Origin of the sequence: Acidocella sp., from assembly GCF_035535915.1 — a bacterium.
In the GTDB taxonomy this organism is placed as follows: domain Bacteria; phylum Pseudomonadota; class Alphaproteobacteria; order Acetobacterales; family Acetobacteraceae; genus Acidocella.
Map to the genome: position 1 here is coordinate 36,521 of NZ_DATLPB010000029.1, position 14,535 is coordinate 51,055.

13 protein-coding genes are annotated in these 14,535 nt (G+C 64.8%); 10 read left to right on the forward strand and 3 right to left on the reverse strand.

The window, feature by feature from the left end; all coding sequences use genetic code 11:
• The first annotated feature begins 35 nt into the window (after positions 1 to 35).
• From VNC39_RS04010 to ilvD, 3 genes are all read left to right on the forward strand, one after another.
• A complete protein-coding gene (locus tag VNC39_RS04010; protein ID WP_325396412.1) occupies positions 36 to 503 on the forward strand; it encodes a DUF2497 domain-containing protein in 468 nt (155 codons plus the stop codon).
• 44 nt (positions 504 to 547) lie between these two features.
• Complete coding sequence (locus VNC39_RS04015; protein WP_408840145.1) at positions 548 to 3,205, forward strand: valine--tRNA ligase; 2,658 nt, start codon at positions 548 to 550, stop codon at positions 3,203 to 3,205.
• A 217-nt stretch (positions 3,206 to 3,422) separates the two neighbouring features.
• Positions 3,423 to 5,144, forward strand: a complete 1,722-nt coding sequence (ilvD, locus tag VNC39_RS04020; protein ID WP_325396414.1) for a dihydroxy-acid dehydratase — start codon at positions 3,423 to 3,425, stop codon at positions 5,142 to 5,144.
• Positions 5,145 to 5,335: 191 nt separating this feature from the next.
• Here ilvD and VNC39_RS04025 read toward each other — a convergent pair whose 3' ends face one another.
• Positions 5,336 to 5,938: a superoxide dismutase gene (locus VNC39_RS04025; protein ID WP_325396416.1), complete on the reverse strand. Its 603-nt coding sequence runs from the start codon at positions 5,936 to 5,938 to the stop codon at positions 5,336 to 5,338.
• Positions 5,939 to 5,989: 51 nt separating this feature from the next.
• Here VNC39_RS04025 and VNC39_RS04030 point away from each other — a divergent pair, with 51 nt between their 5' ends.
• The gene (locus tag VNC39_RS04030; RefSeq protein WP_325396418.1) at positions 5,990 to 6,688 is read left to right on the forward strand and encodes a squalene/phytoene synthase family protein; all 699 of its coding nucleotides are present in this window, start codon (positions 5,990 to 5,992) and stop codon (positions 6,686 to 6,688) included.
• Here VNC39_RS04030 and VNC39_RS04035 read toward each other — a convergent pair.
• Together VNC39_RS04035 and hemB are read right to left on the reverse strand one after the other, a co-directional pair.
• The gene (locus VNC39_RS04035) at positions 6,672 to 7,601 is read right to left on the reverse strand and encodes an oxidoreductase (protein WP_325396420.1); all 930 of its coding nucleotides are present in this window, start codon (positions 7,599 to 7,601) and stop codon (positions 6,672 to 6,674) included. The two genes, VNC39_RS04030 and VNC39_RS04035, sit on opposite strands and share 17 nt — an antisense overlap.
• Before the next feature lie 167 nt (positions 7,602 to 7,768).
• On the reverse strand, positions 7,769 to 8,761 hold the full coding sequence (gene hemB / locus VNC39_RS04040; RefSeq protein WP_325396422.1) for a porphobilinogen synthase: 993 nt from the start codon (positions 8,759 to 8,761) through the stop codon (positions 7,769 to 7,771).
• Between the two features lie 283 nt (positions 8,762 to 9,044).
• On the opposite strand from hemB, the gene VNC39_RS04045 reads away from it, so the two are divergent.
• From VNC39_RS04045 to VNC39_RS04070, 6 genes are all read left to right on the forward strand, one after another.
• Positions 9,045 to 10,313 carry an NRAMP family divalent metal transporter gene (locus VNC39_RS04045; RefSeq protein WP_325396424.1) on the forward strand — a complete coding sequence of 423 codons (1,269 nt, stop codon included), beginning with the start codon at positions 9,045 to 9,047 and terminating at the stop codon, positions 10,311 to 10,313.
• 235 nt (positions 10,314 to 10,548) lie between these two features.
• Positions 10,549 to 11,004, forward strand: a complete 456-nt coding sequence (rpiB, locus tag VNC39_RS04050; protein WP_325396426.1) for a ribose 5-phosphate isomerase B — start codon at positions 10,549 to 10,551, stop codon at positions 11,002 to 11,004.
• A complete protein-coding gene (gene glyA, locus VNC39_RS04055) occupies positions 11,001 to 12,302 on the forward strand; it encodes a serine hydroxymethyltransferase (protein ID WP_325396428.1) in 1,302 nt (433 codons plus the stop codon). The genes rpiB and glyA overlap by 4 nt, the downstream gene beginning before the upstream one ends.
• A gap of 9 nt (positions 12,303 to 12,311) precedes the next feature.
• Positions 12,312 to 12,788, forward strand: a complete 477-nt coding sequence (nrdR, locus tag VNC39_RS04060; RefSeq protein ID WP_325396430.1) for a transcriptional regulator NrdR — start codon at positions 12,312 to 12,314, stop codon at positions 12,786 to 12,788.
• Positions 12,789 to 12,791: 3 nt separating this feature from the next.
• Positions 12,792 to 13,886 carry a bifunctional diaminohydroxyphosphoribosylaminopyrimidine deaminase/5-amino-6-(5-phosphoribosylamino)uracil reductase RibD gene (gene ribD / locus VNC39_RS04065; RefSeq protein ID WP_325396432.1) on the forward strand — a complete coding sequence of 365 codons (1,095 nt, stop codon included), beginning with the start codon at positions 12,792 to 12,794 and terminating at the stop codon, positions 13,884 to 13,886.
• Positions 13,886 to 14,500, forward strand: coding sequence for a riboflavin synthase (locus VNC39_RS04070; RefSeq protein WP_325396434.1), 615 nt, complete (start codon positions 13,886 to 13,888; stop codon positions 14,498 to 14,500). Before ribD ends, VNC39_RS04070 begins: the two co-directional genes overlap by 1 nt.
• Positions 14,501 to 14,535 lie beyond the last annotated feature (35 nt).

Sequence of the window (14,535 nt, forward strand, 5' to 3'; positions counted from 1 at the left end):
GCTTAGGGACTCACGGCGGCGCCCGTGAGCCTTCTATGGATGAGGTTCTCGCCTCGATCCGTCGTATCCTCAAAGAGGATGAACAACAGGAAGAGACGGCCTCCACCGCCGACGCCGAGGATGAGATCCTGGTGCTCAGCGCCGAGATGGAGGCGAAGCCGGAGGAGGTCTCCGTGCCGCTGGAGTCCGAGGCGATCCCCCCAAGCTCGCCCCGGAACGAGACTGAAATGGAGCAAGCGATGGACGAACACGGGCAAAACAAGGCCGGACTGGTCAGCGATATGGCAACGGCGGAAATCACCAGCGCGCTGGGCTCGCTGGTCCGCGGCGTGAGCCAGGACCGTTCGGTCGCGGTCAGCCGTGGCGGCGTCACGCTGGAGGAGATGGTCCGCGAGGAGATCCGCCCGGTGCTGAAAGCCTGGCTGGATGCCAATTTGCCGGGCCTGGTCGAGCGCGTGGTCCGCGCCGAGATCGAGCGCGTCATCGATCGCACCAAGCTGTAATTTTTCACCTCCTCGCCCCTTAAGTAAAAGACCGGAAATTATCTGTGAGCACGCTGGATAAGCATTTTGACCCGGCCGCCTGTGAAGGCCGGATTTATCGCCTTTGGGAAGAATCCGGCGTATTCGCCGCCCACCCGTCACGCGCTGCGGCGCCCTACACGATCATGATGCCGCCGCCGAACGTGACCGGCACGCTGCATGTCGGCCACGCTTTGACCAACGTGCTGCAGGATATTTTCATCCGCTATCGCCGCATGCAGGGGCGCGACGTGCTGTGGCAGCCCGGCACCGACCATGCGGGGATCGCCACGCAAATGGTGGTCGAGCGGCTGCTGGACCAGGAGCAGACGTCCCGCAAGGCGTTGGGGCGCGAGACGTTTCTCGCCCGCGTGTGGCAGTGGAAGGAAGAATCCGGCGGCGCCATCACCCAGCAGTTGCGCCGCCTCGGCGCCTCGCCGGACTGGGCGCGCGAGCGCTTCACCATGGATGACGGGCTCTCCGCCGCTGTCCGTGAAGTGTTCTGCACCTTGCATGAGCAGGGGCTGATTTATCAGGACAAGCGCCTGGTGAACTGGGACCCGGCGCTCCAGACCGCGATTTCCGATCTCGAGGTCGAGAGCCGGGACATGAAGGGTCATATCTGGCATATCCGTTACCCGGTCGAAGGCGGCGGGGAGATCGTCGTCGCCACGACGCGCCCGGAGACGATGCTCGGCGATACCGCCGTCGCGGTGAATCCGGTGGATGAGCGTTACAAGGACATGGTGGGCCGGCAGGTTATTTTGCCGCTCACGGGCCGGCGCATTCCCATCATCGCTGACGAATATTCCGACCCGGAGAAGGGCACCGGGGCGGTGAAAATCACGCCGGCGCACGATTTCAACGATTTCGAGGTCGGCAAGCGGCATGGGCTCGCGATGCCCTCGATTCTCGACCGCGCCGGGCGCATCACCCTGGCCGAACTGGGCGAGATGCCGGAATTCGTCCGGTCCCTGGAGGGTGAGGAGCGTTTTGCCGCGCGCAAGAAAATCGTCGCGGAGCTGGAGCGGCTGGAACTCCTCGACAAAATCGAGCCGCACGCCAATGCCGTGCCTTATGGCGACCGCTCCGGCGTGCCGATCGAGCCGCTGCTGACCACGCAATGGTATTGCAATGCCGGCGTGCTGGCCCAGCCGGCGATCGCGGCGGTGGAAAGCGGCAAGGTCAAATTCGTTCCCCAGCAATGGGAAAACACGTTCTTCGCCTGGATGCGCGACATCCAGCCTTGGTGCATTTCCCGCCAGCTCTGGTGGGGGCACCGCATCCCCGCCTGGTACGGGCCGGACAACGCGGTGTTCGTGGCGCGCGATGCGCAGGCCGCCCAGGCCCAGGCCGACGCGCATTACGGGCGGCACGAGGCGCTGACCCAGGATGACGATGTCCTCGACACCTGGTTCTCCTCCGCGCTCTGGCCGTTCTCCACGCTGGGCTGGCCGGAACAGACCCCGGAACTGGCCAAATACTATCCCACAGACATGCTGGTGACGGGCTTCGACATCATCTTTTTCTGGGTCGCCCGGATGATGATGATGGGGCTGCATTTCATGGGCGATGCGCCGTTCCGCACCGTGTATATTCACGGCCTGGTGCGTGACGAGCGCGGCCAGAAAATGTCCAAGTCCAAGGGCAATGTCATCGACCCGCTGAGCCTGATCGACGCCTACGGCACCGATGCGCTGCGCTATTCCGTGGCCGCCGCCGCCGGGCAGGGGCGCGATGTGAAGCTCGGCGCGAAGATCGTCGAGACCAATCGCAGCTTCATCACGAAAATCTGGAACGCCGCGCGCTTTTTGGAGATGAACGGCTGCAAGCCCAACCCGGCCTTCGATCCCGCGGGCGCGAAGCTGCCGCTCAGCCGCTGGATCCTCGACGCCGCCAACGGCGCCGTGGCCGAGGCGAGCGCTTCGTTGGAGGCGTTCCGGCCGAATGATTATGCCAATGCCTGCTACCGCTTCGCCTGGGGCGATTTTTGCGACTGGTTCGTGGAATTCGCCAAGCCCGGTTTCGCGACCGCGGACGCGGCGGAAATCCGCGATGTCGCGGCTTACGTGCTGGGTGTTCTGCTCCGGCTGATGCACCCGCTGCTGCCCTTCGTCACCGAGGAATTGTGGGACCATTTCGGCTACGGCCCGCAAGGCTCGCTGATCCGCGCCGCCTGGCCGGACGCGATCCCGGTGTTCGAGGCCGGGGCGGCGCGCAACGAAGTCGCCTGGGTGGTCAATCTGATTTCCGAAGTCCGCACTGTGCGTTCGGAAATGAACGTGCCGCCTTCCATCAAGAGCCCCGTGCTGCTGAAGGACGCCGCGTCCCAAAGCCTGGCCTGGGCCGATGCCTGGGGCGAGCCGATCGCGCGCATGGCCCGCGCCAGCGAGATCGGCCCGGTCCTGGGCGATGTGCCGAAAGGCTCGGCGCAGGCGGTGCTGGGCGAAGCAACCATCGTCCTGCCCTTGGCCGAGATTATCGATCTCGAAGCCGAGCGCGTCCGGCTCAAAGCCGCCCGTGGCAAGGCCGAAGCGGAACTGGCCAAGGTGGTGCAGAAGCTCGCCAATGAGGATTTCGTGAAGCGCGCGCCGGAGGCGATCATCGAGGAGAACGAAGAGCGACGTCGCAGTTTCTCCGCCGAGATCACGCGCCTCGATGCCGCTCTGCTGCGCATTGCGTAGGAAGACAGGAAGGAAGTAAGCGCTACTTTTTGTGAACAAAAAGTAGCAAAAAACTTTATTTACTCTGGGTCATGGGCGTTGGCACTGACACAGTCTCAGGCCCAGCATAACAAAAGTTTTTGCGCCGCTTTTTTCAAAAACCGGCTCTTCCTTCTCTTCTCTTGTGCGGCGCGGACCGCCTGCCATAAATGCCCGGACCACTGAAGGACGCTCAACCATGAAAAAAACCTGGGACAAGTCTAAACTGCCGTCACGTCACACGACGGTTGGCCCCGACCGCGCGCCCCATCGCTCTTATTATTATGCGATGGGCCTTTCCGAGGAAGAGATCGCGCAGCCGTTCGTCGGCGTCGCCACCTGCTGGAACGAGGCCGCGCCCTGCAACATCGCGCTGTCGCGCCAGGCGCAGTCGGTGAAGCGTGGCGTTAGCGAAGCCGGCGGCACCCCGCGTGAGTTCACCACCATCACCGTCACCGACGGCATCGCCATGGGCCACCAGGGCATGAAATCCTCGCTCGTCTCGCGCGAGGTGATTGCCGATTCCGTGGAGCTCACCGTGCGCGGCCATGGCTATGATGCGCTGGTCGGCGTGGCCGGCTGCGACAAGTCATTGCCCGGCATGATGATGGCCATGCTGCGCCTCAATGTCCCGTCGGTGTTCATGTATGGCGGCTCGATCCTGCCCGGCCGCTTCAAGGATAAGGACGTGACGGTGGTGGACGTGTTCGAGGCGGTCGGCCAGCACGCCGCCGGCAACATGTCGGCTGAGGATCTGCACGAACTGGAATGCGTGGCCTGCCCCTCCGCCGGTGCCTGCGGCGGCCAGTTCACCGCCAACACCATGGCGACCGTCTCCGAGGCCATCGGCCTGGCGCTCCCCGGCTCGGCCGGCGCGCCGGCCCCTTATGAAGATCGCGACCGCTTCGGCGTGCTCTCCGGCCAGGCGGTGATGCAGCTGATCGAAAAGCAGCTCCGTCCGCGCGACATCTGCACCCGCAAGGCGTTCGAAAACGCCGCCGTGGTGGTGGGCGCCACCGGCGGCTCCACCAACGCCGCGCTGCATTTGCCGGCGATGGCCAACGAGGCCGGCATCCGCTTTACCCTGCAGGACGTGGCGGACATCATGCGCCGCACGCCCTATATCGCCGACCTGAAGCCGGGCGGAAAATATGTGGCGCTCGACGTGTACAAGATCGGCGGCATTCCGGTGATCCTGAAATCCCTGCTCGATGCCGGGCTGCTGCATGGCGACTGCATGACCGTGACGGGCAAGACCCTGGCGGAAAACCTCGCCGACGTCGTGTTCCCCGAGAACCAGGACGTGGTGTTCCCGGTCTCCAAGGCGCTCTCCAAGACCGGCGGCGTGGTCGGCCTCATGGGCAACCTCGCGCCGGACGGCGCGATCGTGAAGGTGGCCGGGCTGAAGAACCAGGTCTTCACCGGCACCGCGCTCTGCTTCGACTGCGAGGAAGACGCCTTCGCCGCCGTGCAGGCCCGCGCCTACAAGAAGGGCGACGTGATCGTCATCCGCTATGAAGGGCCGAAAGGCGGCCCCGGCATGCGCGAGATGCTCTCCACCACCGCCGCGATCTATGGCCAGGACATGGGCGAGCACGTGGCGCTGATCACCGACGGCCGCTTCTCCGGCGGCACCCGCGGCTTCTGCATCGGCCATGTCGGGCCGGAAGCGGCTGTCGGCGGGCCCATCGCCCTGCTGCGCAACGGTGACAAGATCACCATCGATGCGATCAAGGGCACCATCGACGTGGATTTGCCGGAGGCCGAACTCGCCGCCCGCCGCGCCGAATGGAAGCCGCGCCCGACCGACTATAATTCGGGCGCGATCTGGCGCTTCGGCCAGAATGTCGGCCCGGCCTATCTCGGCGCGCTGACTCATCCCGGCGCGGCTGCGGAAACGCACAGCTTCGCGGACCTGTAAGGAAGGCGCTTCTTTTTTGAAAAAAAGAAGCAAAAAACTTTTTTTAAGCTGGGCCGTGCTGGTTTCAACGCCACCGGCCCAGCGTAAATAAAAGTTTTTGGTGCCGCTTTTTTCAAAAAGCGGCTGCTTCCTTAATAAAAAATGGCGGCCATTGGCCGCCATTTTCGTCTGTTAGCGTTGCTATGCCTGGTTTAGCCGATCTGGGCTTCGGCAAACTCGTAGTTAGCGATTTTGTCGAGCCAGTTGGTGATGTAGTCGGGACGGCGGTTGCGGAAATCGAGATAGTAGCTGTGCTCCCACACATCGAGGCCGAGCAGCGCCTTGCCTTCGCCGGTGGCGAGCGGGTTGGAGCCGTTCGGGGTCTTGGTCACTTTCAGCTTGCCGTCGGTGCCGAGCACGAGCCAGGCCCAGCCGGAGCCGAACTGGCCCACGCCGGCGACCTTGAACGCGTCCTTGAACGCCTGGACCGAGCCGAAATCCTGCACCAGCTTGGCTTCCAGCTTGCCGGGGATCTTGCCGCCGGTGGCGCTCATGTTCTTCCAGAACAGGTTGTGGTTCCAATGCTGGCCGGCATTGTTGAACACCGGCGCCAGTTCCGGCTTGTTGTAGGAGAGCTTGATGATCTCTTCGAGCGACTTGCCCTGCAGGTTGGCGTCTTTCTCGACGAAGCCGTTCAGCGCGGTGACATAGGCCTGATGGTGCTTGCCGTGATGCAGCTCCAGGGTCTCCTGGCACATGCCGGCGCCGGCCAGCGCGCTGGTGGAATAGGGAAGGGCGGGGAGTTCGAAAGCCATGTGGCGGTCTCCAATATTTGTTTCGTCGCGTTGATTAGCTATGGACGCTTCATGGCATCGTCAAGCGACCTCCTGCTCCGTCTGCGTGCCGCCGATCCGGACCGTTTCTTCTGCACGCTGTTCGCGCCGGCGGAAAAGCGCGAAGCGCTGGCGCTGCTGTATTTGTTCAATCATGAGCTGGCGCGGGCGCGCGAGGTGGCGTCGCAGCCGATGCTGGCGCTGATCCGGCTCACCTGGTGGCGCGAAGTCGTCGAGGGGCAGCGCAAACTTCATGAAATCGCCACGCCGTTGAGCGCCGCGCTGGAGGCCGGCATTTTCCAGCCGGAGGATCTGTTGGCGCTGATCGAGGCGCGGATGCAGGAGGCCGAGTCGGAGATCCCCGACCTCGAACATTTTTTACGTTACGCGCGTGGCACAGCGGGGCGGTTGGCCCGTATCGCCGGAAAATGTCTGGGCGCCGATTCGCAGGTCGTGGAAGATCTCGGCACCGCTTACGGCATCGCCGGTATCCTGCGCGCCGCCCCCTATCTGCGCGCGCAGAACCGCTCCTTGCTGCCAGCCGATGGCACGCCGGAGACGCAGATCATTGCCGCGGCGCGGCGCCTCTTCAGCGCGCCGCCGCCCCGGCCTGCGCTTGCGGCCGCGCTGCCGGCGGTGTTCGCGAAACGCGATCTGGGCCGCGCCAACCCGGCACGCACGCTGGGCGACCGCCTGGCAGTGGCCTGGGCGGCGGTTACAGGCCGGTTGTGAAGGCCTGGCCGGTGAGGCGCTCGGCCTGTTCCCACAACGCTTTGGCCACCACCGTATCGCGCGCCCGCGGCGCGATTTTTGCCGCACTTGGCGGGCCGCGGAACTCCTTGAAGCCGATCGGTCCGTAATAGCCGCCGGGCGTGACAGTCGGCGCCGTGGCGGCGAGCAGGGTCGGCAACGCGCCCGCCGCCGAGGAATGGGTCACGAAGCGGCCGAAGACCGGCCAGAGACGCCCCATCAGGCTGCGTTGGCCGGGCCCGTTCGCCACGATCTCGGTGGCCGCGATGCCCGGATGCGCCGCCAAGCTGGTGATGCCCCAGCCGCCCGCATCGCTGCGGCGTTGCAGCTCCAGGGCGAACATCAGCATTGCCAGTTTCGATTGCTCGTACACGCGCCAAGGGTTGTAGTTTTTTTCCGCGTGCAGATCGTCCAGGGCGATCCGGCCGCTCCGGTGGGCGATGCTGCTGATCTGCACCACGCGCGGCGCTGGCGCCTTCATCAGCAGTGGCAGCAGCCGTGCCGTGAGCAGGAAATGGCCGAGGAAATTGACCCCGATCTGGGTTTCGAACCCGTCCATGGTCAGGCGCCGCCGCTTCAGCCCCATCACCCCGGCATTGTTCACCAGAATATCCAGCTTGCCGTGGTCGGCCTTCATGCGCGCGGCGAAATCCCGGACTGAGGCGAGGCTGGCGAGGTCGAGCCTTTCGAACCGCACCAGCGCGTGGGGGACCGCCGTCTTGATGCGGGCCACCGCCGCCTCGCCGCGCGCAGGGTCGCGCGTGGCGACGATCACCTCCGCCCCGGCGCGCGCCAGTTCCAGCGCGGTATCGTAACCAATGCCGCTATTGGCCCCCGTAACGATCGCGAATTTGCCGTTCTGCGGCGGAATGTCGGCGACGGTCCACGGGGCCATAGGGGTGTTCTCCAAGAAAGTGGCCGCTTTTTTGAAAAAAAGCGGCGCAAAAAAACTTTTTACTATGCTGGGCCATGGGCTGTGTCGACGACAACGCCCATGCCCTAGCGTAACAAAGTTTTTTTGCTACTTTTTGTTCACAAAAAGTAGCGCTTTCTTTCCTTGCTTCAGGCGCTCAGGCGTTTCGCCGCTCCCACGGCAAAATAAGTCAGGATGCCGGAACAGCCGGCGCGCTTGAAGCCGAGCAGGCTTTCCATCATCGCGCGGTCATGGTCGAGCCAACCATTGCGCGCCGCCGCCACGATCATCGCGTATTCGCCGGACACCTGATAGGCGAAGACCGGCATTTCAAAGCGTTGTTTCACGAGGCGGACGATGTCGAGATACGGCATGCCGGGCTTCACCATCACCATGTCGGCGCCCTCGGCGATGTCCATCGCCACCTCGGCCAGCGCCTCTTCGGCATTGGCGGGGTTCATCTGATAGGTCTTCTTGTCGCCTTTCAGCGCGCCGCCGGAGCCGATCGCATCGCGGAACGGTCCGTAGAAGGCCGAGGCGTATTTGGCCGCGTAGCTCATGATCCGCGTATTGATGAAGCCGCTCTCATCCAGCCCGGCGCGGATCGCGCCGATGCGCCCGTCCATCATGTCGGAGGGGGCGATGATGTCGATGCCCGCCGCCGCCTGGTTCACCGCCTGGGCGACGAGGATTTTCACGCTGTCCTCGTTATGCACGTAGCCGTCGCGCAGCACGCCGTCATGGCCGTGGTCGGTATAGGGGTCGAGCGCCACGTCGCCGACCAGGGCGATGTGCGGATATTCTTTCTTCAGGATCCGCGCAGCGCGGCACATCAGGTTGTCCGGGTTCAGCGCCTCGGTGCCCTCGGCATCCTTGTGCTCGCGCGGCGTGGCCGGGAACAGCGCGAGGGCCGGAATGTTCAGCGACGCTGCTTCCTCGACATGGCGGGCCAGGCCGTCCAGCGCGGTGCGGAACACGCCCGGCATGGAAGCAACCTCCTCCGCCGCGCCGGTGCCTTCGCGGATGAAGATCGGCCAGATCAAATCGTCGACCGAAAGCTTGTTTTCGGCAACGAGGCGCCGCGTGGCGTCGTCATGGCGGTTGCGGCGCAGCCGCGTGGCGGGAAAGGTGCGGTTGATCATGATCTGGCAATCCGAATTGTTATAAACAGGCGCCGGCGGAATATCGGCCAGAACCGCCGGTAAGGCCAGACTTTCGCCGCAAGCCAGAGTTCTCGGATCAGGCGATTGCGGGGCTGACAATTTGACAGGAGTGAACCCTGCGGCTAGCTGGCGGGTTTCCATCGAGACGGTCCATCCTTTGCAGATGCGGGGGCAGATGCGGGATGATGCGTGCCCAAGCGTCCCTGCCGGCCCTGCCGAACAGCCGGTCGCGTACGTAAGAATTGAGCGGAGCCAAGCAGCCATGTCGTCGCCGACCACCAACAGCGCCACGATTGCTGCCCGGTCCAAATGGCGGCGACGCATGTCGTTCCTGGCGGTCTTCGGGCCGGGCCTGGTGGTCATGCTCGCCGACAGCGATGTCGGCTCGATCGTCACCGCCGGGCAAAGCGGCGTGCAATGGGGCTATAAGCTGCTGTTTCTGCAGGCGCTCCTCACACCCGTGCTTTATATTGTGCAGGAACTCACCGTGCGGCTCGGTGTGTTCACCGGGCGCGGCCATGGCGAGCTGATCCGCGAGGCGTTCGGCCCGGGTTGGGCCTGGCTGTCGGCCGCCGGGCTGGCGGTGGCGACGATCGGCGCGCTGCTCACGGAATTCTCCGGCGTTGCCGGCATCGGCGATCTCTATGGCGTGCCGCATGCGGTTTCGCTGCCGCTGGCGGTGGCGGCTCTGCTGGCCGTGGTGCTCACCGGGTCCTACCGGCGGGCGGAGCGCGCGGCCCTTGTACTCGGCCTGTTCGAACTGGTGTTCTTTTTCGTCGCCTGGGCGGCGCGGCCGGACCTGGCGCAGATGGCGCGGGAGTCCGTGCAGGTGCCGTTGTTCAACGCGAATTTCGAATATCTGGTCGCGGCGAATATCGGCGCGGTGATCATGCCCTGGATGATCTTCTACCAGCAATCGGCGATCGCCGATAAAAAACTCACGCTCGCCGACTATAAACTGGCGCGTTGGGATACGGCGATCGGCGCGGTGATCACGCAGGCGGTCATGGCCGCGGTGCTGGTTGCCGCCGCCGCCTCCATCCGTCCGCACGCACCGCAGGCCAGTCTCTCCACTGTGGGGCAGATGAGCCAGGCGATGACGCCGTATCTCGGGGCGCGAGCGGGCAAGCTGGTATTCGGCCTCGGCGTGCTGGGGGCCGGCATGGTCGCCGCCATTGTCGCGTCGCTGGCTCTGGCCTGGGGGATTGGCGAGGTGGCGGGCCGTAAACGGTCGTTGGAGCACCATCCGCTGCAGGCGAAATGGTTCTACGGCGTCTATACGATGTGCGTGGTTGGCGGCGCGGCGTTGGTCGGTTTCTATCCCGATCTGATCTCGCTGAATGTCGGCGTGCAGGTGCTGAACGCGCTGCTGCTGCCGCTGGTGCTGGGCTTCCTGGTGCGGCTGGCGATGGTGACCCTGCCCGAGGCGCAGCGGCTCAAGGGCACTTACCTGGTCGTGGTGCTCGTCATTGCCGTCATCACCTGTGCCTTCGGCGTGCTCGGCGGGGTGGGCGGGCTGATCTGGCCGTAAAGCAGGGAAGCAAGCAGCCGCTTTTTGAAAAAAGCGGCGCAAAAACTTTTGTTTACGCCGGGCCTGAGGCGGTGAAACGGCACGGGCCCAAAGTAGCAAAGTTTTTTTGCTACTTTTTGTTCACAAAAAGTAGCGCTTGCTTTCTTGCTTCCTTTTGCCATTTTCGCGGCCCAGGGTTTCCGCAGCGCGGGGCGTCGCGGTTTCCTTTGCCGAAGCCGCCATGGTAGATGGCGCTATGACTCGTTCCTTGATCGTGGCCCTCGGGGCTGACCATGGCGGTGTCGCCCTCAAGAACCGGCTGGCTGCCGTGCTGATCGAGGGCGGGCATCAGGTTCAGGATTTCGGCACCGATGGTCCGGCCAGCGTCGATTATCCCGATTTCGCGCATGCGGTATGCGCGGCGGTCACGGAGAAGCGCGCCGATTTCGGCATTCTTGTGTGCGGCACCGGCATCGGCATGAGCATCACCGCCAACCGTTACCCCGACATCCGCTGCGGGTTGGTGCATGATGTGACCACCGCGCGGCTCACCCGCGCGCATAATGATGCGAATGTGCTGGCGCTCGGTGCCCGCATTATCGGCGAAGAGGTGGCGCTGGATATTCTTGGCGCGTTCCTTTCTACCCCCTATGAGGGCGGGCGGCATGACCGCCGCCTCGCGAAACTGAACAAGACGGAGCCGACCGAATGAACGACCAGACCGCGCCGCAGAATTTGCAGCGCTTTTTTAATGCCCCGTTGGCCGAAATTGATCCCGAGATCGCGGGCATTCTGCGGCAGGAACTGGTGCGCGAGCAGGACGGTATCGAACTGATCGCCTCGGAAAACATCGTGTCCGCCGCCGTCATGGAAGCGCAGGGCTCGGTTCTGACCAACAAATATGCCGAAGGCTATCCCGGCAAGCGCTATTATGGCGGCTGCGGTCCCGCCGACCTCGCGGAGACGCTCGCCATCGAGCGCGCGAAAAAACTGTTCAATGCCGGTTTCGCCAATGTGCAGGCCAATTCCGGCAGCCAGGCCAACCAGTCGGTGTTTCTGGCGCTGCTGCAGGCGGGCGACACGGTGCTCGGCATGTCGCTGGCCGCCGGTGGGCATCTGACCCATGGCGCCGCGCCGAACATGTCCGGCAAATGGTTCAATGCCGTGCAATACGGCGTGCGCAAGGAAGACGGCCTGCTCGACTATGAGGAGCTGGAAGCCCTGGCGCGGAGCAAGAAGCCGAAACTGATCATCGCCGGCGGCTCGGCCTATCCGCGTTTCATCGATTTCCCGCGCATCCGCGCCATCGCCGACGAGGTGGGGGCGTATTTCATGGTGGACATGGCGCATTTCGCCGGCCTGGTCGCGGCTGGGATTTTCCCCTCGCCATTGCCGCACGCCCATGTGGTCACCACCACCACGCACAAGACCCTGCGCGGTCCGCGCGGCGGCATGGTGCTGACCAATCACGAGGAGATCGCGAAGAAGATCAACTCCGCGACGTTCCCCGGCCTGCAGGGTGGGCCGCTCATGCATGTGATTGCCGCCAAGGCCGTCGCCCTCGGCGAAGCGCTGCGCCCGGAGTTCAACGCCTACCAGAAGGCGGTGGTGGCGAATGCCAAGACCCTGGCGGAAACGCTGATCGCGCAGGGGCTCGCCATCGTCACCGGCGGCACCGACAGCCATCTGCTGCTGGTCGATCTGCGGCCGAAGAACACCACCGGCAAGGCGGCGGAAGTGAGCCTGGAGCGTGCCCACATCACCGCCAACAAGAACGCCATTCCCTTCGACCCGCAGAAGCCCGCGATCACCTCCGGCATCCGCCTGGGCAGCCCGGCCGCCACCACGCGTGGTTTCGGCGTCGCCGAGTTCCGTGACATCGGGCTGATGATCGGCGAGGTGCTGGATGGGCTGGCGAAGTCCAATGACGGGACCAACGAGGCGGCGGAGCAGGCTGTGGGCGCGCGGGTGAAAGCCCTGTGCGCGCGCTTCCCCATCTACGCCAGATAAGGAGCTGAGATGCGCTGCCCGTTCTGCGGTGAGGCTGATAGCCAGGTCAAGGACAGCCGCCCCACCGAGGACGGCAGCGCGATCCGCCGCCGCCGCTTTTGCCCGAGCTGCCATCAGCGTTTCACGACGATCGAGCGCGTGCAGCTGCGCGAGCTGACCGTGGTGAAGGCGGACCAGCGCCGCGTGCCCTTCGACCGTGACAAGCTCGCCCGTTCGGTGCGCATCGCGTTGCGCAAGCGCCCGGTGGATGACGAGCAGATCGAGCGCATCGTCAGCGGCATCGTGCGTCAGCTAGAAGCCAGCGGCGAGACCGAGGTGAAGAGCCACGATATCGGCGAACTGGTGATGGAGACGTTGAAAACCGTCGATACCGTGGCTTATGTGCGCTTCGCCTCGGTCTATCGCGATTTCCGCGAAGGCAAGGATTTTGAAGCATTTCTCGACCATATGGGCGCGTTGCCGAAACCGGCCGAACCCGGTGAGTGAGGCATGAGCGACGAAGCCTATATGCGGGCCGCCCTGGCGCTGGCGCGGCGGGGACTGGGCGAGACCGCGCCCAACCCCTCGGTCGGCTGTGTCATCGTGCGGCAGGGACGGGTCGTGGGCAGGGGGCGCACCGCCACCGGCGGCCGGCCGCATGCTGAAGTGGCGGCGTTGGCGATGGCCGGGGAGCAGGCGCGCGGCGCGACCGTCTATGTCACGCTGGAACCTTGCAATTTTACTGGAAAAACAGGGCCTTGCACTGAGGCGTTGATCGCCGCCAGGGTGGCGCGCGTGGTGATCGGCGCGACCGATCCGCACCCCAAGGTCAATGGCGCCGGCATTCAGCGGCTGCGCGCGGGCGGGATTTCCGTCACCACGGGCGTTCTGGAAAAAGAGTGCGGCGCCGTGATTTCCGGCTTCGTCATGAGCATCACCCAGGGGCGGCCCTTGGTGCGGCTCAAGCTCGCCTCGACGCTCGATGGCCGCATCGCCACCAGCACGCGCGAATCGGCCTGGCTGACCGGCGAGCCGGCGCGGCGCGCCGCGCATGCGATGCGCGGCCGGCACGATGCCGTGCTGGTCGGCGTCGGCACCGTGCTGGCGGACGATCCTGAACTGACCTGCCGGATCGCGGGGTTCCGCAAGGCGCCTCTGGTGCGCATCGTCATCGACAGCCATCTGCGCACGCCGCTGATGAGTCGGCTGGTGCGCGGCGCCGCGGAACATCCGCTCTGGCTGCTGCATCGCGACGGCGCCGACCCGGCGCGCCGCAAGGCGCTGCAGGCGGCCGGCGCGAAAACCATGGAAATGCCCGCCTCCAGCGCCGGCGTCGATCTTCCGGCGGCGGCCAGAATGCTGGCGCAGGAAGGGCTGACGCGGATTCTCTGCGAGGGCGGCGGCACGCTTGCGGCGGGATTGCTGCGCGCCAATCTGGTGGACAGGCTCGCCTGGTTCCATGCCCCGGGGATCATCGGCGGCGATGGCTGGCCGGCGGCGCAGGCCTTCGGCGTCGCCAAGCTGGCCGCGATGCCGCGTTTCATCCCCATGGCGTGCGAACGCTGGGGCGATGACTGGCTGACAACCTATCGAAAGGCGCCTTGATGTTTACGGGATTGATCACCGGGGTCGGCACGGTCCGCAGCGTGAAGCCGATCGGCGATGGCAGCGACGCGCGTTTCGTCATCGCCACGCCGGACAATGAGCCCTGGCGCGGCGCGGAAAAGAAGCTCGGGGCCTCGATCGCCTGTTCCGGCTGCTGCCTCACGGTGATCGAAGCGGGACCGGATTGGTTCGCCGTGGAGGTTTCGGCCGAGACGCTCTCTCTCACCACGCTGGGAAACTGGCGGGAGGGAACCAAAATCAATCTCGAAGGGTCGTTGCGGCTGGGCGACGAGCTCGGCGGGCATCTCGTCTCCGGCCATGTCGACGGGCTGGCCAAAACGCTGTCGGCGACGCCGGAAAATGGTTCCACGCGGTGGGTGTTCGAATTGCCCGCCGCCCTCGCGCCGTTCGTCGCGCCGAAAGGCAGCATTGCCGTCAATGGCGTGTCGCTGACCGTGAACGAGGTGGACGGCCGCAAATTCGGCGTCAACATCATTCCGCACACCGCCCTTCACACCAATTTCTCAACCCTTGCGGTGGGGGATTTCGTGCACATAGAAATCGACATGCTGGCGCGCTACGTGGCGCGCCTCGCGCAATTTTCCCAGGCGTGATTTGTTCGCGCCTGACGCTACGGCCGGCCGGCTCC